Annotated in this window: 20 protein-coding genes and 2 pseudogenes; 3 read left to right on the top strand and 19 right to left on the bottom strand. The window is 63.4% G+C overall.

All coding sequences use genetic code 11. The features are described 5' to 3' along the window. Positions 1-43: 43 nt before the first annotated feature. From PAE61_RS00105 to PAE61_RS00085, 5 genes are all read right to left on the bottom strand, one after another. On the bottom strand, positions 44-2,026 hold the full coding sequence (locus tag PAE61_RS00105) for a ParB/RepB/Spo0J family partition protein (RefSeq protein ID WP_271112105.1): 1,983 nt from the start codon (positions 2,024-2,026) through the stop codon (positions 44-46). Between the two features lie 159 nt (positions 2,027-2,185). After that, complete coding sequence (locus PAE61_RS00100; protein WP_028288612.1) at positions 2,186-2,575, bottom strand: DUF3768 domain-containing protein; 390 nt, start codon at positions 2,573-2,575, stop codon at positions 2,186-2,188. A gap of 87 nt (positions 2,576-2,662) precedes the next feature. Continuing rightward, positions 2,663-2,872, bottom strand: a complete 210-nt coding sequence (locus PAE61_RS00095) for a DUF6330 family protein (RefSeq protein ID WP_271109825.1) — start codon at positions 2,870-2,872, stop codon at positions 2,663-2,665. 23 nt (positions 2,873-2,895) lie between these two features. Continuing rightward, positions 2,896-3,834 (bottom strand): ArdC family protein, encoded by a 939-nt coding sequence (locus PAE61_RS00090; protein WP_271109824.1) that lies wholly within the window; start codon positions 3,832-3,834, stop codon positions 2,896-2,898. A 40-nt stretch (positions 3,835-3,874) separates the two neighbouring features. Further along, the gene (locus PAE61_RS00085) at positions 3,875-4,360 is read right to left on the bottom strand and encodes a hypothetical protein (protein ID WP_271109823.1); all 486 of its coding nucleotides are present in this window, start codon (positions 4,358-4,360) and stop codon (positions 3,875-3,877) included. Positions 4,361-4,697: 337 nt separating this feature from the next. Here PAE61_RS00085 and PAE61_RS00080 point away from each other — a divergent pair, with 337 nt between their 5' ends. Then, a complete protein-coding gene (locus PAE61_RS00080) occupies positions 4,698-4,991 on the top strand; it encodes a hypothetical protein (protein ID WP_028288615.1) in 294 nt (97 codons plus the stop codon). Between the two features lie 28 nt (positions 4,992-5,019). Here PAE61_RS00080 and PAE61_RS00075 read toward each other — a convergent pair whose 3' ends face one another. The 9 genes from PAE61_RS00075 to PAE61_RS00035 all read right to left on the bottom strand — a co-directional run bounded on the left by PAE61_RS00075 (position 5,020) and on the right by PAE61_RS00035 (position 13,836). After that, positions 5,020-5,181 carry a hypothetical protein gene (locus PAE61_RS00075; protein ID WP_224557872.1) on the bottom strand — a complete coding sequence of 54 codons (162 nt, stop codon included), beginning with the start codon at positions 5,179-5,181 and terminating at the stop codon, positions 5,020-5,022. Between the two features lie 135 nt (positions 5,182-5,316). Further along, on the bottom strand, positions 5,317-6,018 hold the full coding sequence (locus PAE61_RS00070) for a VIT1/CCC1 transporter family protein (protein WP_271112104.1): 702 nt from the start codon (positions 6,016-6,018) through the stop codon (positions 5,317-5,319). After that, a complete protein-coding gene (locus tag PAE61_RS00065; protein ID WP_036540305.1) occupies positions 6,015-7,922 on the bottom strand; it encodes a heavy metal translocating P-type ATPase in 1,908 nt (635 codons plus the stop codon). Before PAE61_RS00065 ends, PAE61_RS00070 begins: the two co-directional genes overlap by 4 nt. A 5-nt stretch (positions 7,923-7,927) precedes the next feature. Continuing rightward, a complete protein-coding gene (locus tag PAE61_RS00060; RefSeq protein ID WP_043872240.1) occupies positions 7,928-8,908 on the bottom strand; it encodes an FAD:protein FMN transferase in 981 nt (326 codons plus the stop codon). Beyond that, positions 8,889-11,096, bottom strand: coding sequence for a PepSY domain-containing protein (locus PAE61_RS00055; RefSeq protein ID WP_150297409.1), 2,208 nt, complete (start codon positions 11,094-11,096; stop codon positions 8,889-8,891). Before PAE61_RS00055 ends, PAE61_RS00060 begins: the two co-directional genes overlap by 20 nt. Positions 11,097-11,107: 11 nt before the next feature. Further along, positions 11,108-11,578 carry a DUF2271 domain-containing protein gene (locus PAE61_RS00050; RefSeq protein ID WP_043872238.1) on the bottom strand — a complete coding sequence of 157 codons (471 nt, stop codon included), beginning with the start codon at positions 11,576-11,578 and terminating at the stop codon, positions 11,108-11,110. Between the two features lie 35 nt (positions 11,579-11,613). Further along, entirely contained in the window at positions 11,614-11,994 is a 381-nt protein-coding gene (locus PAE61_RS00045) for a PepSY domain-containing protein (RefSeq protein ID WP_150297408.1), read from the bottom strand. A gap of 182 nt (positions 11,995-12,176) precedes the next feature. Beyond that, positions 12,177-13,562 carry a ferredoxin reductase family protein gene (locus PAE61_RS00040; RefSeq protein ID WP_028288622.1) on the bottom strand — a complete coding sequence of 462 codons (1,386 nt, stop codon included), beginning with the start codon at positions 13,560-13,562 and terminating at the stop codon, positions 12,177-12,179. Beyond that, entirely contained in the window at positions 13,519-13,836 is a 318-nt protein-coding gene (locus tag PAE61_RS00035) for a PepSY domain-containing protein (RefSeq protein ID WP_028288623.1), read from the bottom strand. Before PAE61_RS00035 ends, PAE61_RS00040 begins: the two co-directional genes overlap by 44 nt. 145 nt (positions 13,837-13,981) lie before the next feature. On the opposite strand from PAE61_RS00035, the pseudogene PAE61_RS00030 reads away from it, so the two are divergent. Both PAE61_RS00030 and PAE61_RS00025 read left to right on the top strand, forming a co-directional pair. After that, positions 13,982-14,641 (top strand): annotated as a pseudogene (locus PAE61_RS00030) (response regulator transcription factor). Then, a complete protein-coding gene (locus PAE61_RS00025; RefSeq protein WP_271109818.1) occupies positions 14,638-16,005 on the top strand; it encodes a sensor histidine kinase in 1,368 nt (455 codons plus the stop codon). Before PAE61_RS00030 ends, PAE61_RS00025 begins: the two are co-directional and overlap by 4 nt. 156 nt (positions 16,006-16,161) lie before the next feature. On the opposite strand, the gene PAE61_RS17610 is transcribed toward PAE61_RS00025, so the two are convergent. From PAE61_RS17610 to repA, 5 genes and pseudogenes are all read right to left on the bottom strand, one after another. After that, positions 16,162-16,320: a hypothetical protein gene (locus PAE61_RS17610; protein WP_222481223.1), complete on the bottom strand. Its 159-nt coding sequence runs from the start codon at positions 16,318-16,320 to the stop codon at positions 16,162-16,164. Then, positions 16,316-17,923, bottom strand: a pseudogene (locus PAE61_RS00020) (ParB/RepB/Spo0J family partition protein); the annotation flags it as partial. The gene PAE61_RS17610 and the pseudogene PAE61_RS00020, both read right to left, overlap by 5 nt. Positions 17,924-18,091: 168 nt before the next feature. Next, on the bottom strand, positions 18,092-19,303 hold the full coding sequence (repC, locus tag PAE61_RS00015) for a plasmid replication protein RepC (RefSeq protein ID WP_050525470.1): 1,212 nt from the start codon (positions 19,301-19,303) through the stop codon (positions 18,092-18,094). Between the two features lie 213 nt (positions 19,304-19,516). After that, positions 19,517-20,449 (bottom strand): plasmid partitioning protein RepB, encoded by a 933-nt coding sequence (gene repB / locus PAE61_RS00010; protein ID WP_028288626.1) that lies wholly within the window; start codon positions 20,447-20,449, stop codon positions 19,517-19,519. Continuing rightward, entirely contained in the window at positions 20,433-21,626 is a 1,194-nt protein-coding gene (gene repA, locus PAE61_RS00005) for a plasmid partitioning protein RepA (protein WP_009503867.1), read from the bottom strand. The genes repB and repA overlap by 17 nt, the downstream gene beginning before the upstream one ends. Between the last annotated feature and the right edge of the window lie 104 nt (positions 21,627-21,730).

Raw genomic sequence — 21,730 nt, 5'->3', positions numbered from 1 at the left:
ACCCGCGCGGGTGGCATGGTCCACGCGCGGGTCACTTGATGGCTCAGGCCGCTTGCGCGACCTCGCTGTCAGGCTCCGGGGCTTCCGCAGTGGGCTCCGCCTCATCAAAGGCGATACCGGCGGTCTGCATCATCGGCGGGCACCAGGCAGCCACGGCAGCGCGCTGCGCGTCCGTGAGTGTGGCGAAGGGCTCTGAAAAGAGCTTGTCGCAGAAGGCGACGATCTCTTTTTTGCTCGACGAGGCCAGCGTCACAGCCTCCTGGGCGAGACCCAGATCCTCGCCGAGGATCTTCAGGAGCCAGGCCTTCTTGAAGCGGTTGAAGAGGGCCGCATTCGGTGTCCAGTGGGCGCGAATGTCGGGCATGATCTCGATCTCAAATGCATGCATCAGGCTGTCGCGCTGGCGGTCCCGCGCGAAGCAGGATTGCGTGGTGCTGGCGGTGGCATAGGCGACGAGCTTGGCCTTTTCACCTGCCTCCAGCGCGCGAAACGCCGCGAACTGATCGGCGGGCGCGCGGGCGTCATCGAGCCAGGACAGATCAAGCGCATCATGCGCCGCCGCCACCTGCTCGAGCGAGATCTCGTCGATCTCGTCCATCTTGGCATGGCTGCGGTATTCCTTGCGGGCATCGATCTTGATTGCCTGCGTGACACTCATTCCGCTGGCCAGAACATCACTGACCAGCTTGAAGAGCGTGAGATCGAGCGTGGCCTCCGGATGCAGCGCCATCGCGGCGCCGAGGGCCATGGCCCGCTCGGTCTTGAGGTCCTCGGCCAGCGAGGCCGGGTAGCTGATTTCACCGTCGTCCGGGGCCTCCTGCCCGGTCGGGTTAGCTGAGGAGCCGCGCGCGCCCTCGTCTTTCACGGTGTCCTCCGGGCGGACGAGACCCACATGGAGTGTGACCTTACCGGCCGACCAGGACGCGATCACCCCAGACCGCGCGAGGTCCTCGGCGCTGTAGGCCTCCTGCAGGTCGCGGGCTTCCTCTTCCAAGGCGTCCACGCGCTCGTAAAGGGCATTGTAGGCACCGTCCTCGAGCCCCTCATCCTCCATCTCGAGCTGCAATTTCTCAAGCTCGGCGGTGATTTCATCCACGCACCTTTGCGCAGCCTCATCAGGCTCGATCGGGCCGGGATAGACGCGGCCGTAGTCGGCCATGGTCGCGTAGTCATACCGCACCATCGCATCGGCCCAGGCAAAGCCCAGCTTTATACGGGCCTCTTCGGCGGCGGCACCGAGCTTCTCAAGCAGGATGGTCTCGACCAGCGCCGCATCCTCGAGCACAGAATGCTCTTCCAGAAGGTCAGCCGCAACGGCGCCGCCGCGGGCCTCATAGTCCTCGCGCACGAAGGCCCCGATATCGTCGCTGACCTGGACGCCGCGGGACTTGAGCGCCTGGCGGACTGTATAGGCCTGCAGGTAGCTATCTTCCTTGGTGAGCGCCTCGAAGACCTCGCGCTGCACCTCCTGGCTCGGATGCTCCGCAAAGGCCTTCATCGTGTCGAGCGTGATGGTCTTAGCCCGGGCCGCAGCGCGGATCTCGGGGTGGATCAGACCGTAGCGCAACCGGCCTTTCACGGCCGCCACCGTGGTGCCGAAGGTCTTGGCGATCGTCTCGGGCGTCTGGCCGTCGACTTCCATCATCCGGGCGAAAGCCTCGAACTCGTCGATGGCGTTCATCGGCGCCTGGGTGATGTTCTCGGCGAGCGACAGGGCAGTGGTGACGTCGCAGTCGTCAGGGACAAGCCGACAGTCGACCTTGGTTTTCGCAGTGAACCCCTTGCTGGCATTTTCGGCGATCAGCTCCTTCAGGGCTGCATGGCGCCGGCCACCGGCCAGCACGGCGTATTTGCCGTCGAACTTCTGGACGAGGAGCGGCTGCAGGAGGCCCAGCACAGCGATGCTGGCCTTCAGATGCGCGATGTTCTCGGGGTCATAGGTTTCCGGCGCGTTGCTGCGCACATTGGCGGCATGCGGGACGAGATCGCCGATAGCGACGGTGAGGGGGGCAAAACTTGTGGTCATGGGATATCCTTCCAGATGGGTTAGGTGTGGCCCGCGCCTCTACGCGCGGGACCAATCCCCGGCTTCGGGGATCACCACGAAAAAAGGCCCGCTTTGCCTTTTTTGGGGGCAGCGGGCCTTAGTCGTCTGAGATGTCACGGGGAGGCGTCCCCTGCCCTTCTACCAGTCGCGCGCCAGCATGACGGTCAGTACGCGCATTGTGGTCACGGGATTGCCCGGGGTCTCGGCCCCGTAGCGGAAATCCGAATCCGCTTCATAGAGATCGATTTTCCAGAACACGGTCTCGCCCCGGATCTCGACCGCCCCGAAATCATGCCATCCCTCGGGATCATTGTCCTGCTCAAAGGTGGTAAACTCACCGGTGGCTTTCACCGCCTCGGCCATAAAGCCGTCACCGGCCTCCATGAGCGAGCGGGTGACATGCATCCGGCCTTGGATGGGCTGCGCGGGCGGCACTCCAAGGCACGCGAGCTTGCGGAACGCGTCGTTCTGCGCGGCGATCACACTCGGATCCGGGCATTCTGTCTGGGGCTGTGCAGTGATGGTCATAGGGCTCTCCTTTGAGAAGTTGAAACACCCTTCCCAAAGCCTGCTTTTTCTTTTCTGCTTGGCGGAAGGGCCGAAGCAGAAGGTGCCCTACCCGAACAGCCCCTTGGGTCTGTAATTCGGGTTAGGGATGGTTTCGACCCAGCCACCCTGTTCCTTGATGGTTCCGAGCGCTGCCGAGAGAGGATACGCGCCCTCGGACGTGCTCCACCAATAGGCACCGCGTTTGAAGGTGATGATCTTGCGGCGGCCGTCTTCGAAGCAGACCACCCGCAGCGTCTTGGGTTCCTTGCGTGACATGGGACTCTCCGTTCTCCGTGTGGTCAGGCCGCCTTGGCGCTGCGCCCTGCCCTGCCCGCCTCCGATCTGGCGATCAAGTAGTCGCAAGCGCGCTGCGCGTCCGCGGCGTGCTTGAAGATCGCACCCTTGTCCGAGCGCAGGACGCGCAACCAGTTGTGGAGATAGGCGGCATTCATCTCGAGCGTATGCGCCGTGAAGCCGAGCGTCTGACCCAGGAACACCGAGGTCAATTCCGCGACGATCTCCTCGCGCGCATAGGACGTGTTGCCAAACTTCGAGAACCCGAAATCGCGGTTCAGTCGATGGGGAGCTTTCGTGGCATGGGCCAGCTCATGGGCCCAGACCCCGTAGAAATTGCGCGGGTCCTGGAACCGCGTGATGGATGGCATGTAAACCTTGTCCACGGGGGGCAAATAGTACGCCTCCGTGCCCGTGAAGACGGTTGTGATGTCGATGGCATCGAAAAACGCCTGCATGTGCGGGATGGGCTCGGACGGCGGATGCTCGGGTACGGGCTCCGGGTCAGGGTAGAAACTGTCGGGCAGGCCATCGATCTGGCAGGCATTGAACACGCGATAGGATTTCTGGAAGCGGAAGATACGGGCTTCCTCGGAGTGATCATCCCCGTCGCTATGATCATGCTCATCGCCGGCGTCTTTCCGGCTTTGACCGTAGTAAACAACGACAGAGGACTTCTCGCCCTTACGGACCTTTGCATCCAACGCATTGGCTTGCGGCAACGTCATCCAGAAGGGAGAGCTGTGGCCCGCCATCACAGTCCGCATGGTCAGCAGGAAGTTGTTCACCCCTTGGTAGGGTTCTCCGCCCACGCGCAGGGGACGAGACCTGCCACCTGCGGTCCATGGCTCGCGCCACGGCAGGACGCCGCGCTCGATGATGCGGATGATTTCGTTTGTGATGACCTCGGAGGCATCGAATTTGGGCGTGCGGGATCGGGCCATGGCTGGCGTCCTTTCGAGTTTTGGTGAGAGGGAGTGGTGACTAGGTTGACCGACAGAGCCGCGGATCGTTGGTGATGCTCGCGCCGAGCTGTTCGGCCATGTCGATGTAGGTGGTCAGCGACACGGACTTACCGGGACCCGAAGAGTCAGGGTCGACCGATCCGTCCCGCGCCACCCGCGGCAGGTTCGCGAAGGTGATGACATCGGTGACGGGTCGGATATCGATGAACGGCGTGCCACGTGCGACCGCAAGAGCGGCCAAGGGAAAGCGCTCGATCGGCGCGAAGGTCGACACGGTGGTCCAACCGAGATGGAGGAAAGTCCCACCCTCTCCGCAGATCACATGCGCGTTTGGCAATATCGCCGCCTGCTTCAGATAGCCGAGATCACGCAGGACGGTCTCGCGCTCGAGCCGCTGTGCCTGCCCCGTCTGGCCGGATCGGCGTAGTTCCTTGTGTCGCCACCACGAGGCAGCGGTCGCGCGCAACACGCGCAAGACACCTGTTTGCATGGGAATGCCCTTCATCAGGAACAGCAGACCGGAATCCGGCCCGGACCCATCTGAGGGACCCCAAAGGCCCTCATCCGTCAGTCACAAAACCCGAAGAACACTTTCACTCTTTAGGGATCTGATGCCGAGGAGCGTTAAATGCAAAGCTCATGAGAACGTAGGATCCTCCACTTTCCGGCATCAGACCCCAATGAGGAACAGGATCAGGCCCGGACACCCTCTTTCGGGCATCCTCAGGCCTGACCTCCCCCGGCCCTCCTCTTCCTCTCAAACCCCATGATTTCCGCAGGTGGCTTGATTTTGTTCCTGTTATGTTCTATGTTGAAAGCCACGCTAAGAAGGGAGATCCCCGATGGAAAGCACCACTTACGCCCTGCCCGCGACGCCAAAGCAGATCGCCTATGCGCGCGCACTGGCCCTTCGCAACCAGACGCTTCTGCCGTGTGAGGTTCAGCAAGATCGGCGCTCCTTGAGCGCCTGGATCGACGCACAGGCCAAGCTGAAGCCGGGCACGCAGGACAGCCGCCCGACATCAAAGCAGGTCGCCTTTGCCGAGCGCCTCGCCCGCATCAAGCGCCGCGCCGTGCCGGACGAATGCTTCCGCGACAAGGAGCTGATGTCGAAGTGGATCGATGGGAACAAGTGAAGCTGGGTAGACCCCGCGCTGATCGAGATTACTTCGGCCGATCGACAACGGATGCCCCGCCCGACTTGGCAAGCGCGATCAGGCTGGACTGGATTTTGGATGTGAAGACGGAACTGAACGTGCCGATGGGCGTGCGGTCCTCCCAGACAAAGGACCGCTCCAGAACATCGGTGTTGATCTCGTCCAGCATGACCCATTTGCGGACATGGGTTTATGACCCCACGCGCTGCGACTCGATCTGTGGCACCTCGATGATCAGCACGATGTTGACGAGCGTTGCCGCAACAAGCAGCCGGAGCGGGGTTCGGGTACACCCCATTAACTCCTAGCCTACGGCGACCCCGAACAGCGCACCGACCCCGGCTGTCGCCGCCATTGCAAGCGCTCCCCATAGCGTGACCCGCGTGGCCCCACGGACGACGCCTGCGCCGCCGGCCGAAGCGCCCAATCCGCCAAGAACCGCAAGGCCAAGGATCGTCGATCCCGCCACCAGGGGAGCGATCTGCGCCTCCGAGACCAGCAGCACGACGATCAGGGGCAGCACCGCCCCAACGGCGAAGGTCAGTGCGGACACCAGAGCCGCCTGGACAGGGCGGGCGGTAACGGTTTCCGAAATGCCGAGCTCGTCGCGCGCATGCGATCCGAGCGCGTTACGTTCAGTCAGTTGCACGGCAACCTTTTCCGCCAGGTCGCGGTCCAGCCCCCTTTCAACATAAATCCGGGTTAGTTCCTCGAGCTCGGCCTCGGGCGTTTCCTCGAGTTCACGGCTCTCTCGGGCGAGGTCCGCCTGTTCGGCGTCAGTTTGCGAGCTGACCGAGACATACTCCCCCGCCGCCATCGACATCGCGCCAGCCATAAGCCCGGCCAGCCCGGCGATCATGACCTCGGGCTTGCCGGACCCGGCTGCGGCGACGCCGACGACGAGGCTCGCGGTCGAGACAAGACCATCGTTGGCGCCGAGAACGGCGGCCCGCAGCCAGCCGATGCGATGCACCATATGGATTTCAGAATGTGATAGACGGCTCATGGCGTGGCTCCTTGAACGATGTCAGCTTGCTCTGAAATGATCGCCTGGGGTTTGCCCGTAGCTGGCTCCTGTGGCGCGATGCGCAGCGCGCGCAGGGCGTTCAGGATCACGGCAACGTCGATCACTTCTTGCAGGAGCGCGCCCTGAACCGGCGTGAGGTAGCCGAAAGCGGCCGCGATCATGCCCATGACAGACAGGCCGATCCCGGCGACAACGCTTTCGACCGCGATCCGGCGTGAAGCCCGCGCGATCTCGATGCCGGGCCCCAGCCGGTCGATCCGGTCGACGAGCAGCACCACGTCGGCGGCCTCGGCCGAGGCCGCGGCGCCCCGTGCCCCCATTGCCACGCCTACATCGGCTGCGGCCAGGGCGGGCGCGTCGTTGACACCATCACCCACCATCATCACCGGCCCGTGTTTACGCTCAGAGAGCACCAGCAACACCTTTTGATCCGGCGTCAGACCGGCCCGCAGCCCGTCGAGGCCCAGCCCTTCCGTCACACGCTCGGCCACGTCCGCGCGGTCGCCGGTGGCCAGCAGGATACGCGAGATCCCTTGGCGGCGCAGACCGTCCAGCATGGCACCCGCTCCCTCGCGCAGCGGGTCGGACATGACGAGGTGCCCGGCCATGTGACCGTCAACTGCCACTGCGACAAGGACCGATCCGGCGCCCTTGGCGGGGTGATCGCCCACCATCCGCCCGACCCGGGACGCCACGAAGCCGTCGCCCCCGACGATCACCTCGCGGTCCTCCACACGACCCAAGACCCCTTCGCCCGGGATCTCAGCCACTTCTGTCGGAACGGGCAGTGTGAAGCCCTGTGCCTTGGCGGCGGTGACGATCGCTTGCGCGACAGGGTGCTTGGAGGCCTGATCGAGCGCGGCCGCGAGGCGCAGGATGTCGTCCTCGTTCATGCCATCGTGGCTGTCGATCGAGATGATCTGCGGACGGCCATCTGTCAGCGTCCCCGTCTTGTCGAGGATCAGCGTACGGATGCGCGCCATTGTCTCGAGCGGCCCTGCGCCCTTGATCAAAACGCCAAAATGCGCCGCACGCGAGAGACCCGCGACCAGCGCAACCGGCACGGCAAGGATCAGCGGACAGGGCGTGGCGACCACCAGCACGGCGACCGCGCGGATCGGATCGCCTGTGAACCACCAGGCCGCGAAGGCGATACTGACGGTGACGACCAGAAAGCCCAGCGACCAGCGGTCGGCCAGCCGGGACATCGGCGCTTTGGACGCCTGCGCTTCCTCGACCAGGCGAACGATCCCGGCATAGGTGCTGTCCTTGGCCTCGCGCGTCGCCGTCAGGTCGAAGGCCTCGCCCGCGTTGGTCGATCCGCTCATGGCGTCGGCCCCGCGCGCCAGCCGGACTGGGAGGGATTCGCCGGTCAGCGCCGCGGTGTCGAGGAAGGCGGTGTCGGACGTAACCGAACCGTCCACGGGAACGACATCGCCCTGCCGGATCAGCAGGCGATCGCCCGGTGCGATCTCCTCGAGAGGCACATCCTCAAGACCGCCGTTCCGGTGCCGCGTCGCGGTCCGGGGTACGCGAGATAGAAGATCCTTCATCGAACGACGTGCACGGCCCTCAGCGAAGGCTTCGAGGAAAGTGCCTCCAGAATACATGACTGCGACGACAGCCGCAGCCAAGGTCTCGCCGAAGACAAGCGCCGCCGACATCGACAGCGCGGCAACGATATCGAGGCCCACCTCGCCGCGCCCAATGCTGCGGACGATTTCGACCACAAGCGCTGCCAGCGCGGGAACAACTCCTGCAATCCAGATCAGGTTCGCAACCTCTGGTTGGCCCGCAAGGTAGAATGCGAGTCCCACGATCAGCCCGGTTGCGGCCATCAGCAGGAGTGCGGTCTTGAAGCGATCGGTACGGGTCTGTTCCATGCGGCTCATCTTCCCCCGGCTGAGGCGATTGCCGCTGGTTCTTCGGAAAAAAGACGCCCGACTCCCACGCCCATTGCATTGCCTTCATCATCGCACAGAAGAAACAGGGCGTCGAGTCCACGTTGTCTCGCGAGGTCCGCACCCCTCTCCGCACCAAGCACCATGAGCGCCGTCGCCCAAGCATCGGCCTCGGCACAGGTGCGGGCCACCACGGTGACGGAGGCCGGCGAGGCGATCAGCGGCGCGCCACGTCTCGGATCCATGGTATGCGACAGGCGGCGCCCCTGAACCTCGACCCAATGGCGGTAGTCACCGGAGGTCGCCACGGCGGCGTCCTGCAGCGCCAGAACCGAATGCGGCGTCCGGCGATCAGGGTCCGGCGCTTCTACCGCGATGATCCATGCCTCGCCATCGGGGCGCAGGCCCATGGCACGCATCTCACCGTCGATGCCGACAAGGGCGTCGGCAATCCCATGATCGCGCAAGGTCTCGGCGAGCCGGTCGACGCCATAGCCCTTGGCGATGCCGTTCAAATCCAGCGCAATGGGCGCGGTCTTGCGCAACTGCATCCCCTCGATCTCCAGCACCTCCTGCGCCGGGCGGCGGGGGGCGTCCATCACGGCGCGGATACCCTCGGGCGCGGCGGCCCCGGGCCCGAAACCCCAGGCCGTCACCGCATCGCCCATGCCGATATCGAAGGCCCCGCCCGAGGCGCGCCCGATCTCGAGCCCGAGGCGCAGGACCGCCCGCAGTTGCTCCGGCACCACCACCCAATCGTCCACCGGCGCCGCATTGATCCGCATGAGCGCGCTCTCCGCGTTCCACGTCGACATCTGCTTGTCCACCTCGTCGACAGCCGCCTGAAGGGCGGCACGGATTGCATCCGTGTCGCGGCCCCGATCCGCGAAGAACAGCGCCGACCAGCGCGTGCCCATGGTGGGGCCGTTCAGGGCGATGCGCGCGCGCTCAGTAGACATCTTCGACATACCGCCCCTCTGCCTTTAGGACTGCGGGCGTAAGCCCGGCAGGTGCGAGGATCTCGGCCAACGCATCGCTCACGCCCGTGGCCATGTCGCGCCCGCCGCAGACCATCACACGCGCCCCGTCGCAGATAAGCCGGGCCACCTGCGCCGCGTCGGCGCGCAAGGCGTCCTGCACATAACTGCGCCGCGCGCCGCGCGAGACGGCGGTGACAAGCCGGGTCAACCGCCCCTCAGCCTGCCAGCCGGGCATCTCTTCGCCATAGAAGAAATCGCTGTCCGCATGCCGCATCCCGAAAAACAGGTGCACGGGCCTGTGCCGCGCATTGCCGCGGATGAAGCCCGCCAGCGGCCCGATGCCGGTGCCCGCCCCGATCAGGATCAGCGGGGTGCGACCGCGGTCGGCGTGAAAGCCGGGATTGCGGCGCAGGAAGGCCGTGACCCTAGCGCCCGGCTCCAAGGCGGTCAGCTGGCCCGAGGCCAGCCCGCCCGGATGCTTGCGCACAACGATCTCCACGAAGCCGTCGCGGCGACCCGAGGCCAGCGAGTAGAGACGTGGCACGGCGCTGCCCTGCGGCAGGACACCGATCAGGTCGCCCGCCTGAAACCGTGCGAAACCCGCCCCGGTCAGCCGCTGCCACAGCGTCGCGCGCGGCAGGGCGAAGCGCAGGATCGCGGCCCCCGCCTGCATCTCGGCCCTGTAGTTGCGCCGCGAGACGAGGGTCAATGTTTCGGTGCGCGGCGAGACGGGCTGGTGAGAAAGCTCGAGAGAGATGCTAAGCGCCTCGCCAAGAGCGCGGCCCCAGCGCGCGAAATCCTGCGGGGACTGGCGGTCGATTGCGTCAAGCGGCAGAAGCTCCGGCCAGTCCTTCGCTTGCGCTGCTGCCGCAACGTCCTTGGCAAAGGCGCAATAGGCCGGAAAACTCCGATCTCCGAAACCAAGCACAGCCATGGGAATATCCGGCGCTCCGTCGAGGGCGTTCAACCGGTCGAGGAAGCCCTTCGCCGAGGCCGGCGCAGCCCCGTCGCCATAGGTCGCGGCGAGCACGATGATGCGCTCGGCTCGGGCGTAGCGCTCTGGCGCGAAGCCCGACATCGGGCCAACATGGACGCCCTGCCCCGCTGCCGTCAGCGCGGCATGCAGGGTCGCGGCGAAGCCCCAGGTGCTGCCACCCTCGCTGCCGACAAGAAGGATCGTCTCGGCACGGCCCGCGGGCTGGTTGCCGCGGATGCGCGGCCGCCCGCGCCGCCCGGCAAACCAGATCAGGACGCCGGTCACGCCCATCGCCGGCACTCCGAGCGCCATCATCCCGAGCACAAGGCCGAGCGTCGCGGCCCCCTGCCCCGTGTGCAGCATGTAAATGGTTTCCGAGACGCGCTCCCACCCGGTCAGGTCGGCCCATGCCATGAGCGCGCCGGTTCCCTGGTCAAGATAGCCGGTGCCCCGGTCGGTCTTCAGTGTGAACACGTCCGTCGCATCGCCGGGATAGGGAAAGCTCAGTTCGCGCAGCTCGGCGACGGGGGTCTGCAGCAGCGTGGCCATCTGATCGAGAGCGAACCCAATCTCTCCGCTCACTTCGGTGGGATCAGCCGGCAGGACGCCACCGTCCGGCAGAAGATCGAAGGTGGAAGCTGTCATCCAGAGGGCGGTGGTGGAGGACAGAACGAGGCCGATGACGGCGATCCGGGCGATCTCGACGTGCAGCCGGCCCGCGAGCGGTCCGCGCAGAGGCGCGAACCAGTGCCGCCATCCCCCCGCCCGCCGCGCGACCAGCACAGCACCCGAGAGCGAGAGGACCAGCATCGCTGCGGCCCCGGCGGCCATGGCGATGCGCCCGCCATCCCCGAGGAAGAGCGAGCGATGAAAGTTGGTGAGCCAGCGAAGGGCTTGGTTCGGGTCGGCCGAGGCAACGCCCGCGCCCGTCGCCGGGTCGATCACGGCAGCACCAGGCGCGCCCTGATCGAACCAATAGGCGGTGATCCGACCGGAGGGCGACCGCCGGATCTGCTCGACGCCCGGATAGACGACCTGGATGCGGTCCGCGAGGGTGGCGACTGTCAGGCCAGTCTCCACCTGCGGCGCGGTGATGCGCTCGACTGCCGGAAAGACCGAGAGCGCAGCGCCGCTCAGGCTCAGGATCGTGACGAGCGCGAGTGCCAGAAGACCCGGCCAGCGATGGAGTGTACGGATCATGGCCCTGCCCCTCACATGTCGTAGGAGAAGTTGGAGATGTAGCGCCGCCCGCTCACCGGCGTGCCCGCGCCCGCCGTCGTCAGCGGCACGGCCACCTCGTTCGGGCTATCGCGCATATCCTCGACCGCCGCGTCGATGTGCAGCGTGTAGCCCGTATCGAACAGCGCGTCGGCCAGATCGAGCGTGATCTCGAGACTGCGGCCCGCGCCGACGCTGGCGCCGGTGATACCGTTTACCTGCGCGGTATCGCCGCCCGTGGCACGGTACCAGTCGCTCAGATGCTCGTAGTACTTGGACTTGCCACCAGCCATCCAGAGACTGCCGACATAGGCGCCCGAGGCGTCGGTAACGTAAAGCGCGAGGTAAGCGCCGTCGCCACCATAGTTGTTAAGGGTGGTTGTGAGCGTCACGGGCCGTGCCATAGCGAGGCCGGGAAGCGTGAGTGCGGTGGTCAGCGCGAGCGTTGCGAGAAGTGATTTCATGGGAATGATCCTTGTTCAGGGTGCTTCGGAGCTGTTCAGTTCACCTGAACCTGCGGAGGGGCGCCGTTTCCGAAGAGGCCGTTCTGCGGAGGAGCGACCGTTCCAGCGGGCGCGGGATTGCGGGCGCCACCGCGGTCGTCGTCATCATCCTCGTAGTCCATCTCGACGATCTGCAGCGTCGCCGGATCGAGCTTCACCTCGATCTCGCGGCCATCCTGGTCTCGGCCTTCGAGTTCGTAGCAGCCGTCGTCGATCTCGAAGTCGCGCACCGTCCAACCGTTCTGTTCGGCCATCTGCATGGCGGCCTCGCGCGGCTGCCACTGGTCACGGGGCGCATTGCAATCATCGTCGTCGGCCAGCGCAGCGCTGGCGGGCAAAAGTGCGATCAGGGCAAGGGCGGTCAGGGTCTTTTTCATGGCAAGGGGTCCTTTCGTTTGATGAGACCAATCTGGCACCCCGACCTGAGGGCATCCTGACGCCCCAGCGATTCCTGCTTCAGCTTGCCGTCAGGAAAATGGCCCCGCCGATGAGGGCGGAGCCAAAAAAAGATGCGAGCGCAGGCTACAGGGCTGGCATGGCTATGCGCCCTGCCCCGCGTTCAGGTGAATTCGAACTGCTCGAAGCGGACACGGCGAGGCGTTTGGCCTTGTGCTTTCAAGCCCTTGAGAATCCCGTCCTTCAGACCGGTTGGGCCGCAGAACCACAGATCGGCTTGCCGGATCGCGAAAGGGACCGCGCCAATCAGGCGCTCGGCCGTGAGCCTGCCATCGCGCGTCGTAACGACCACCTCGAAACTGAACCTCGGGTTGCGGGCAGCCGCAGCGCGCAACGTCTCTACGCCAATCGCCTCCTCTTGTGTCGGAACGCAGTAGATGAGGTGAATGTCGCGACTCTCCGCCTCTGTCAGGCTTTCCGCCCAGGCGAGGAACGGCGTGATACCGATGCCGCCGGCAAGCCATATTTGGCGCGCACCGCCCTTGCGGAAATTGAACCGTCCATATGGCCCTTCGACCTGCACGCGCGTTCCGGTCCGCAAGATGGCGGGCAGGCTTCGTGTCCAGCCACCCAACCCCCTGATGCAGAACGTCAGGGTGCCGTCAGGGCGCGGGGCGCTGGCAATCGTGAAAGGGTGCGGCTCGGACAGTCCTGCCTCTGGCGCGCGGAAGAAGGCGAATTGCCCCGGCCGCCACCGCATGGCCCGCCCCTCGGGGCGGAGGGTTAGCGTGGTGGTGTCCTTGGTCTGGCTGATCTCTGTGACGGTGAATTCTCTACGCCGCAGGTACGGGGCGACCAGCTCGGTGAATATCCACGCGATCACTCCGGCGATGCCGAATGTGTTCAGAAGCACCGAGAGCGATGGATCTACCTCTGTCGGCAGGTCGACGAAGAACTGGTGAAAGACCACGATTGCAAAAAGGGCCCCCATGAAACGATGGCTGAACCGCCAGATTTGATAGGGGATTTCCAGTGGGGTGAAGGGCAATCTCCGGAACCAGCTGACAGCAACCAGGGCAAGAAGCGCGTTGAAGGCAAGTTCGCCCGCCTCTTCACCAAGTTCACCAAGGGAGGTTTCACGCACCAAACGCTCGAAATCCGGCTCGATCTGCTGGTGCAGGATCATCAGGACCATTGCGGAAATACCAAGCCACTTGTGGACCCGGTACATGCGATCGAGACCGCCGAACAACGGCTCCACCAGCGGCGGCCGTGCGGCGAGGATCAGGGTCTGTGCCATCGCGACAACTGCCGCGGCCCCGACGGCGATGCCGAGCGCGGCATCCGCACCATAAGTCGCATAGGTGTTGAAACCGAGCAAAGCCGCCAGCAGGCATGGCAACGCAACCAGCACCGGGCCCGTCAGGGCTAGAGGAGAGTTTAGGGAAAGCCGGGAGAGTGGCGGCAGGCTCGGCACCGGGACAATACCGTCGCGACGCGCTGCATCAGTCATCGTCGCGTCTCTCGTGATCCCGCTCGCGGCGATCATCCTCGTCGTCCTCGTATTCGAACTCGATTACCTCCAGCGTGGCCGGGTGGACAGTCACCTCGATCGCACGCCCCTCGGCATCCCTCCCGTCGATCTCGTAGCAGCCGTCATCGATCTTGATCCGGCGCACCGTCCAACCATTTTCCTCGGCCAGCATGGCAACAGCATCGCGCGGCTGCCAGTCGGCCATCGGCACGAAGCAATCGTCGTCAGCCAGCGCCGCGCCGGCCGTAAAGACCGCGAGAAAGCCGATAATTGTCAATGTCTTCTTCATGGGGCACACTCCTAGTGGCTCGCCTCTTGATGCCATTCATGCGCCGCGAAGCTGACGGCAGCCTGAAGGGGCTCGACCCACAAGCTTCAGCTTCGTGTCAGCCAGACGGATCATGGAGGGACATCAGGAAAGGACGGGTACGACCATGCGCATATTGCTGATCGAGGACGACACGACTCTTGGCGCTGCCGTGCGCGACCAGATCGCAGCTGATGGCCAGTCAGTAGACTGGGTCACGCGGCTAGACGCGGCGGCAGACGCGATGAGCGCAACCTCTTAAGACCTGCTCCTGCTCGACCTCATGCTGCCAGACGGACGTGGTATCGGGTTCCTCAAGGGCCTCAGGACGCGTGGAGACGTGACGCCGGTCATCATCCTGACGGCGCTCGACCAGGTGTCCGATAGGATCGAAGGCCTCAATGCGGGCGCTGACGACTATCTTGTGAAGCCCTTCGACCTGTCGGAACTGTCGGCACGGATCGGATCGGTCGCGCGGCGCTACAGCGGCAACCCCAACCCGATCCTGACCCACGGACCGCTCGACATCGACCTTGCCGCGCGCAGCGTCCATCGGGATGGCAGACATGTGCCGCTGACGGCGCGGGAATGGGCGCTCTTCGAGGCCTTCCTGGCGCGTCCCGGGCAGCTCCTGTCCAAGGCGCAGTTGGAGGAGAAGCTCTACGCTTTCGACGCCGAAGTCGAGAGCAACACCATCGAGGTGCACGTGAGCCGCCTGCGCAAGAAACTGGGGAGCGCCATCATCGAGACCGAGCGCGGCATGGGTTACCGGCTGGGCAAGCCATGATGTGGCCATCCAGCCTTCAGGTACGGCTCGGCTTGTCACTCGGCCTTGTGCTGACGATCCTCTGGCTCGCCGCCGCCACGGTTACCGCGGTGATCGTTCGGGGCGAGATGGATGAGGTCTTCGACAGCGCCCTACGCGAAACCGCCGAGCGCATCCTGCCGCTGGCCGTGACCGACATCGTCGGGCAAGAAGATCAGGGTGTGACGCAGCGCCTCGCGCCGATCCGGGAGCATGACGAGTTCTTCACCTACATCGTACGCGATGCCGAGGGACGCATTTTGCTGCAATCCCATGCGGCGGACCCTGCCGTGTTTCCTCCATACGGCGGTCCGGGATTTGGGCAGAACGCCACACATCGCCTCTACAGCGACGCGGCGCTCCAGGGGACGATCAGCATCACCGTGGCCGAACCGTTGGCGCATCGCGCTTCGGTTGCTCGGGAAATCCAGATGAGCCTCGGCCTGCCGCTGCTGGTTGTGCTGCCGTTGGCGCTCGCGTCGATTATTCTCGCTGTGCGCTTTAGCCTCGCCCCTCTCCATCGGTTCCGTACGCGGCTTGAAGCGCGCGGCGTGCGCGACCTGTCAGAAGTACCCGCGGCCGACCTGCCGACAGAAATCGGACCGCTGGCTGCAACCTTGAACAGCCTTTTGGCTCGGTTGCGCGACGCGTTCGAGGCTGAGCGAAGTTTTGCAGCCAATGCGGCTCATGAACTAAGGACACCATTGGCGGGCGCTATCGCCCAGGCGCAGCGACTGCGGTCAGAGACCAAAGATCCGACCATCGACGCGCGCGCCGCCGAGATCGAGGCGACGCTCAAGCGTCTCGCTCGGCTGTCCGAACGTCTCCTGCAGCTTGCGCGGGCGGAAGGCGGTAGACTTCGGATGGACCAGAGCGCTGATGTCAGAACCATCACTCGGGTCGTGGTGGAAGATATTGCGCGCAGCACAGAGAACGGGCGCCTTATGTTGAACTTGCCGGACACGCCTGTCTTGTCTGATATCGACCCCGACGCATTGGGAATTCTGTGCCGGAATCTGGTGGAAAACGCCCTACGCCACGGGGCGCAGAATGCCCCAGTCGAGGTTACACTCACGAGCGACGGGCAGTTGATCGTGGCGAACGAGGGCCCCGCGGTAGCAACCCAAACACTCGAACGCCTGACAGGGCGCTTCGAGAGGGCAGATGCAAAAACTGATGGTAGCGGGCTTGGCCTCGCTATCGTCTCAGCCATCGCAGAACGGATCGAAACCTCTCTCTTGCTCCAGTCACCACGTCCCGGTGAAACTTCTGGATTTCAGGCATCCGTCAGATTGCCAACGGATGCTCCAAATGCCCATGTGAAAGATCGGGAGCATTGGCCTTGAAGTCTCACGTCGCAGCGCCCCGAGGGGTGCGGTGTCGATGATGGTTGTTGTAGACATGATTCTTCATTCTGAATGCGAGTAATCGCGCTCATCCCATTGATATTATTACACTATAGGGTGATTGGGGGCGGAATCTCCGCCCCCCGCTGGATCACGTTATTCCGAGGCCAGCATCGACGCGCCTTCAGCAGGCAGGTCATCCGTCAGAAATGCAGGAAGGTCAGCTTCACTGACGCTGTCAGCCGCTTCGGCATCCGCCCCCTGCCCTTCGGCATGGTCCTCATCGTCAAGCGCCACGAGATCGTTCCGGCGCATGACGCTCGTCGACCAGCTTTGCCACCACGCTGTCCTTCAGATCGCTCGCCTGCGCCGGCATGTAGATGTGACGCACTGAGGCTTCGAGACAGCTTCCCGAAGCAGAGGAAGTGCGGAAGGTGTCCGTCACAATCTTCAGCAGCAGCAGAATCAACGCCACGTCGGGCGAGCGCCCGATCGCTTCACGCAGCGCCAGCGTCCGGTGTGCCGTCAACTCGATTACGAGCCGCTCGGGCAGTGGCTTCAGCGCTCCGTCATCCTCATCCTCCGGCAGATCGCCGCCAATCGGCTGGCCTCCCGACATGATGACGGTTCCGGCATGAGCGGCACTGTCATAGCCATCGGTGAGATCACGATCATCCCCCTGCCCCGCCACCGCAGGATCAGCACCATCCTGGACCGCTGTCACGTCAACCGGCTCATCCTCTGGACGCACATAGCCGCGATAGACGGCCAGCGCGCCGTAGCGGTCGAGCGTGACGAACGCCCCTGCCCGCCCGATCTCCTCCGCGTCGAAGATCAACGGCCGGGTCTCGATCTTTTCCATCTCCGTTTCCAACACGCCAAGCCGCGTGTCGATCCCGTCGGGGATTTCATCCTGACCCGCGTATTCCTCTTCCAGCGCCCGGTATTCGGCGAGCAGCTTGGCATGGGCCGCGCCTTCGTCATCCGTCATCGGTGCCGGATCACCTGACAGGGACCGCAGGCCGTGGCTGTAGCCGTAGGGCAGGTCAAGCGCGACCTCGATCCACTTCCAGCCCTCAACGGCAACCGTCTCAGCCTTGGCCTGGAGTTTTTCCGTCACCAGCCGATCGAGCAGGGCAGGGTCCTCGAGCCAGCCACCGTCATCGCCCTGAAAGAGGTCATGCAACATCGTGCCGCCCGCCGCTTCGTAGGCCTCAGCACCCACAAAGACCGCGCGCCGGTCAGACGCCCGGACCGAGGTCTCGGTCAGCATGCGCCGGATCTGGAATGGCTCCTTGTTCCAGGATGAATGGATCACATCCCAGACCTGAACCTGACGCGCATGATCGGGGTTCACGGTGAAGGCCATGAGCTGCTCCAGCGTCATGCCATCCTCGGCATAGACCTCAAGCAGGGCAGGGGCGACGGAAGCGAGTTTCAAGCGCTGCTTCACGATCTGCGGCGTCACGAAGAAGGCGGCGGCAATCTCTGCATCGCTCTGGCCCTTGTCCCTCAGCGCCACAAACGCGCGGAATTGGTCGAGCGGGTGCAGGGCGACGCGATGCATGCTTTCTGCAAGGGAATCATCCTCGGCCAGGATGTCGGACGCAGCATCGCGCACGATGCAAGGAATGGGCGGGGTCTTTGCCAAACACTTCTGCTTCACCAGCAGGGACAATGCTTGGAACCGACGGCCACCGACCGGGATCTCGAACTTGCCGGTCTCGGTGCCGTCGTCAGCCAAGACGGGCCGCACGCTCAGGCTCTGCAACAGACCGCGGCGGGCGATGTCTTCGGCCAGTTCCTCGACAGACACGCCAGCCTTGATGCGCCGCACGTTGGACTGGCTCAGGACCAGCTTGTCAAAAGGGATATCCCGCGAAGGGGACAGGGTGATTTTCCGGACAGCTTTCGTCATCAGATCTTCTCCACGACGGGCGCCGGAAGCCACTCTCCCGATCTCATTTCCCGTCACCCTCAAACCAACACTCCTTTCCCTCTCGATGATCGTATGGTTGCCAAGAGGCGACTTAACAGCTGTTAAGTCATGCCAACTGAGCACCGCGGCGTTGAAACTTAACAGCTGTTAAGCCGCACTTCGCCGACCGATCAAAGCCATGACCATCGGACCGCAAGAGAATTCGCCCGCCGCGGCCTTGGACGTCAGCGCCCGCAAGTATCCACCCGGTGATCTGATGTCAGAGAATCGTTCCAGCATGGCCACGACGACGATCGAGGCTTGCTCTGGTCCCATGCAGCGTTGCGCTTCTTCCCACGCGGAAACACTGATCCCCATGGCCGGCCTTACATGACAAGCCGCGTCGAAAAGTTGGTGCCAGTGTCGAATGTCGCCCTGATAGAAAGTCTTGAGCGAGGGACAGCCGGCGATTACCAGGTGGAGTGGGATTTTCGGCACCCGCCTCGTGTCAGACTCTTCAAGGTCAGCCACGGGCTCACCCGTATCATCATCAGGCGCGCGTCCCGCCGCCCCGCCTTTTTCTAAGGCAGGTTCAAGATCTATAGATTCTTTATTTGAATTATGATGGTGACGCTCACATTGGGCATCATTGGTGTTCATTTCTTCTGTTTCAGGACCGTCAATCACATTACGCGCCTGGTCAAGAAGGGTCTCCAGTTCAGTCCGAAATGCCGACAGATCCTCAAGCGAGAGTTTGCGGCGAAGAGCGCGGGCGGTGAGGGCTGCCTTGTCGCGGAGCTGGTCCCATAGGCCAAGCCCGGGCTGGATCTCCTCGCCGAACTCCGCCAGAGCGGCCAAGTCGCGACGCATAAGGCTCACTACCTCCCTCAGTCGCCGCACACGGTCCTCGGCCTCACGCACAGCCTCTGCAGCCCGTGCAATTTCCTCGGCCCGGCAATAGAGCGGGGAGAGATCAAAGCCGAAGGCCACCCGATCTTCGCCACGCTTGCGCACATACCGCTTCCCATTGGGGCTATCGCGCCGCATGAGCAAGCGTGCCTCTACCAACCGGGCGAGGTGACGGCGCATCGTCGAGCAAGGCATGCCGTTCAGCCGCTCGCAGATCGCCTTGTTGGATGGGAAGACGACCATTTCGGTGTTCCCGCCAAGCGCATCGTCCGGAAAAAAGCTGAGAAGTCCCTGAAGAACGGTCAGATCGCGCTCGGAAACCCCGAAGGCGGCCTGTGCCTTGGACAGCTCACGGAGGAGCTCCCACTTGTTGACGGGCTTGCCGGGAACAGACGCCTCAGGACGCTCGACCACGCGCAGATGGGCGTGCGAGATCGGCCGCATAAACGGCGAAATCGGTGTGTAATCCATGATGTCATTCACGAAGGCAAAATTTCCCTGGCCCGCGAATCGCTTTGCGCTTGCGGGAAAGGGGCCAGATCGCTACATTCAGAGGTGCGAAAACTGAAGTTTTGTAGCGGGCTGGTCCCGTGCGAAACCTAAGAAAGGTCTCGTGAAGCTTGCTTCTCGGGGCCTTTTTCTTTTCTGCCTGTCTCGTGCCTCCTTTTTGATTGTTGCTCTTCCTCAGTCTTCCGAACGCTTCCAGCGCTCGTGAAGCTCGGTGATCAGCTGCGGGGCGTTGCCCTCAAGCCAGCTGACAAAATCGCTCTCCTCGGCCTTCAACTCGAGCTTGAGTTGCTTTCCACGACGTCCGATCGTGACAGTGGCGGCACCGACCCCCGGAATCACCGTGCCGGGCCGCCCGCGAGGGCGAGACGAGGATGTGGTCTGTTCGGGCTTCCCTGCAGCAGAGAGGACGGCCAAAAATGCATGATCGGATTTCTCGTCAATACCGCCTTGGTAGGATGTCTTGGCCTCACCCGCCAAAGCTGCAAGCAGTTCGCGATCGGCATCCGTAGCCCCCAGCAACTTCTTGAGCTCTTCCCACCTGGGCCGACCAATGCCCGGAGCGGCACCGATGGCGAGGACCAAGTCCTCCCCAACGGTGCGGACCACGCTTAACAGCTGCGACACTCCTGCCTCGGTCAGATTGAGAACCTCGGCGACACCCTTGTTAGTGCGTTCGGATGCGCTCAGATGGTCACCGTCGAGCAAGGCTGCGGCAACAAGCGCTCGTTCGATGAAGCTTAGATCCCGCCGCTCCTGGTTCTCTAACAGCTGATCACGAAGTGCCTGATCGCCCTCCATCTCTGTGACAATGGCGCGGACCTTGATCCCAAGTTCTCTGCAAGCTTCCAGTCGACGACGGCCATAGATCAGGCTGTAGCGATCACCATCAAGCGGCCGGACGAGGATTGGTACTCGCTGTCCGTTCTTGGAAATTGACGCCTTGAGGCCCGCAGTCTCAATCTGCAGCCTGTCATCGAGCCGACCTGTGGTTTCGATTTGGTCAGGCTCGATTTCGAAAACGCCGCCGCGCAGCCTGCGCCCTTCAAGAGCGTCGGGCGCGTTGCGCAGGGTCTGCAGTGGCAGTCCCAGTTTAGGCTTTCTTGCCATTGCGTCCCCACGTGTTCTGGATGATCGCCGCGATCTCGTCGTTGACGGCGTTCATGGATTCGATTGCACGATCGAAAGTCTGACGCGTGAAGTCCTTCTTGTCGGCCTCGTAGAGCGTCTGCTTCGTCAGCCCTGCATCAGAGATCGCAGTAGACTCAACCATGTGGTTGGTCAGGACTGACCTGCCGAACAGACCCCGGATGAAAGCAATGACCTCGGTCTGCGGGGCATCACCCACCTTGTAGCGGGTCGGCAGAAAGCGCAGCCAGTCGAAGCGAAGGTTTGCGCCAGCATCCCGGATGACGCCAAGCAGATCAGCGGTCATGCGCAAAAACTGCGACATGGACATCAGATCGAGCATTTGGGGGTGAACGGTAACAAGCACCCCTGAAGATGCTGAAAGGGCGGACATGGTTAAAAAACCAAGCTGCGGCGGACAGTCGATGACGACGACGTCATAGTCCGCTTCGACACTGTCGAGCGCGTCGCGCACACGGGCAAAGAATGCGCGGGCGCCGCCACGCTGAATGGCTGCCGGTGTCTCATGTTCGAATTCCATGAGCTCGAGGTTCCCGGGAATCAGGTCAAGACCACGGATGTAGGTCTTGCGGATCACGTCCGAGATCGGGACCGGTTCATCGTAGCGAACCGCATCATACAGCGTGCCACCCTCCATCAGGTCCAGCTCAGGCTGGATGCCATGCAGCGCGGAAAGGGATGCCTGGGGGTCCAGATCGATCGCAAGGACACGATATCCCTTGAGAGCCAAGCGCTGTGCAAGGTGAGCGGATGTTGTCGTTTTCCCGGACCCGCCTTTGAAGTTCACAACAGAAACAATCTGAAGCTCGTCACCGGCACGACGCCCCGGAACGTAGGTTCCAGGCTTCTTCGCGTTTGCCTCAAGAGCGTGGCGAATCTCCCAGATATCATCGAGGGTATATCGCCGGTGGCTGCCCGCAGTGGTTTCGACGTCAGCGATCTTTCCTTCTCGATGAAGCTTGCGAAGGTAGGTATGATCGACGCCAAGCAACTCGGCCGCCTCGCCGCTGGTCAGGCTGCGCATGACTTTTTTGGCGTCGGGAGGGAAGTGGGCAGCACGTTGCGCATGAAGATTGGACGCAAGAAGCTCTGCGTAGTGCCCGATGGCAATGTCCAGGTCCTGCTCAGCTTCGCTCATCTCTGCCTCGATTCGTGGGCGCGTTTTTTATGTGATCGCGCGTTATTTATCGAGACTATTGCCCGAGCTATCAGATTCGTGCAAGCTCTTTCTAGATTTGGTGT

Origin of the sequence: Paracoccus aerodenitrificans, from assembly GCF_027913215.1 — a bacterium.
Taxonomy (GTDB): domain Bacteria; phylum Pseudomonadota; class Alphaproteobacteria; order Rhodobacterales; family Rhodobacteraceae; genus Paracoccus; species Paracoccus aerodenitrificans.
The sequence above is the reverse complement of the archived record's forward strand: the minus strand, read 5'-3'. Positions and strand labels throughout refer to the sequence as shown.

Excerpts from the sequence above, each read along its gene's own strand:
- PAE61_RS00105 (WP_271112105.1), bottom strand. The coding sequence starts at position 2,026 with ATGACCACAAGTTTTGCCCCCCTCACCGTCGCTATCGGCGATCTCGTC.
- PAE61_RS00100 (WP_028288612.1), bottom strand. The coding sequence starts at position 2,575 with ATGACCATCACTGCACAGCCCCAGACAGAATGCCCGGATCCGAGTGTG.
- PAE61_RS00095 (WP_271109825.1), bottom strand. The coding sequence starts at position 2,872 with ATGTCACGCAAGGAACCCAAGACGCTGCGGGTGGTCTGCTTCGAAGAC.
- PAE61_RS00090 (WP_271109824.1), bottom strand. The coding sequence starts at position 3,834 with ATGGCCCGATCCCGCACGCCCAAATTCGATGCCTCCGAGGTCATCACA.
- PAE61_RS00085 (WP_271109823.1), bottom strand. The coding sequence starts at position 4,360 with ATGAAGGGCATTCCCATGCAAACAGGTGTCTTGCGCGTGTTGCGCGCG.
- PAE61_RS00080 (WP_028288615.1), top strand. The coding sequence starts at position 4,698 with ATGGAAAGCACCACTTACGCCCTGCCCGCGACGCCAAAGCAGATCGCC.
- PAE61_RS00075 (WP_224557872.1), bottom strand. The coding sequence starts at position 5,181 with ATGCTGGACGAGATCAACACCGATGTTCTGGAGCGGTCCTTTGTCTGG.
- PAE61_RS00070 (WP_271112104.1), bottom strand. The coding sequence starts at position 6,018 with ATGAGCCGTCTATCACATTCTGAAATCCATATGGTGCATCGCATCGGC.
- PAE61_RS00065 (WP_036540305.1), bottom strand. The coding sequence starts at position 7,922 with ATGGAACAGACCCGTACCGATCGCTTCAAGACCGCACTCCTGCTGATG.
- PAE61_RS00060 (WP_043872240.1), bottom strand. The coding sequence starts at position 8,908 with ATGTCGAAGATGTCTACTGAGCGCGCGCGCATCGCCCTGAACGGCCCC.
- PAE61_RS00055 (WP_150297409.1), bottom strand. The coding sequence starts at position 11,096 with ATGATCCGTACACTCCATCGCTGGCCGGGTCTTCTGGCACTCGCGCTC.
- PAE61_RS00050 (WP_043872238.1), bottom strand. The coding sequence starts at position 11,578 with ATGAAATCACTTCTCGCAACGCTCGCGCTGACCACCGCACTCACGCTT.
- PAE61_RS00045 (WP_150297408.1), bottom strand. The coding sequence starts at position 11,994 with ATGAAAAAGACCCTGACCGCCCTTGCCCTGATCGCACTTTTGCCCGCC.
- PAE61_RS00040 (WP_028288622.1), bottom strand. The coding sequence starts at position 13,562 with ATGATCGCCGCGAGCGGGATCACGAGAGACGCGACGATGACTGATGCA.
- PAE61_RS00035 (WP_028288623.1), bottom strand. The coding sequence starts at position 13,836 with ATGAAGAAGACATTGACAATTATCGGCTTTCTCGCGGTCTTTACGGCC.
- PAE61_RS00025 (WP_271109818.1), top strand. The coding sequence starts at position 14,638 with ATGATGTGGCCATCCAGCCTTCAGGTACGGCTCGGCTTGTCACTCGGC.
- PAE61_RS17610 (WP_222481223.1), bottom strand. The coding sequence starts at position 16,320 with ATGCGCCGGAACGATCTCGTGGCGCTTGACGATGAGGACCATGCCGAA.
- repC (WP_050525470.1), bottom strand. The coding sequence starts at position 19,303 with ATGGATTACACACCGATTTCGCCGTTTATGCGGCCGATCTCGCACGCC.
- repB (WP_028288626.1), bottom strand. The coding sequence starts at position 20,449 with ATGGCAAGAAAGCCTAAACTGGGACTGCCACTGCAGACCCTGCGCAAC.
- repA (WP_009503867.1), bottom strand. The coding sequence starts at position 21,626 with ATGAGCGAAGCTGAGCAGGACCTGGACATTGCCATCGGGCACTACGCA.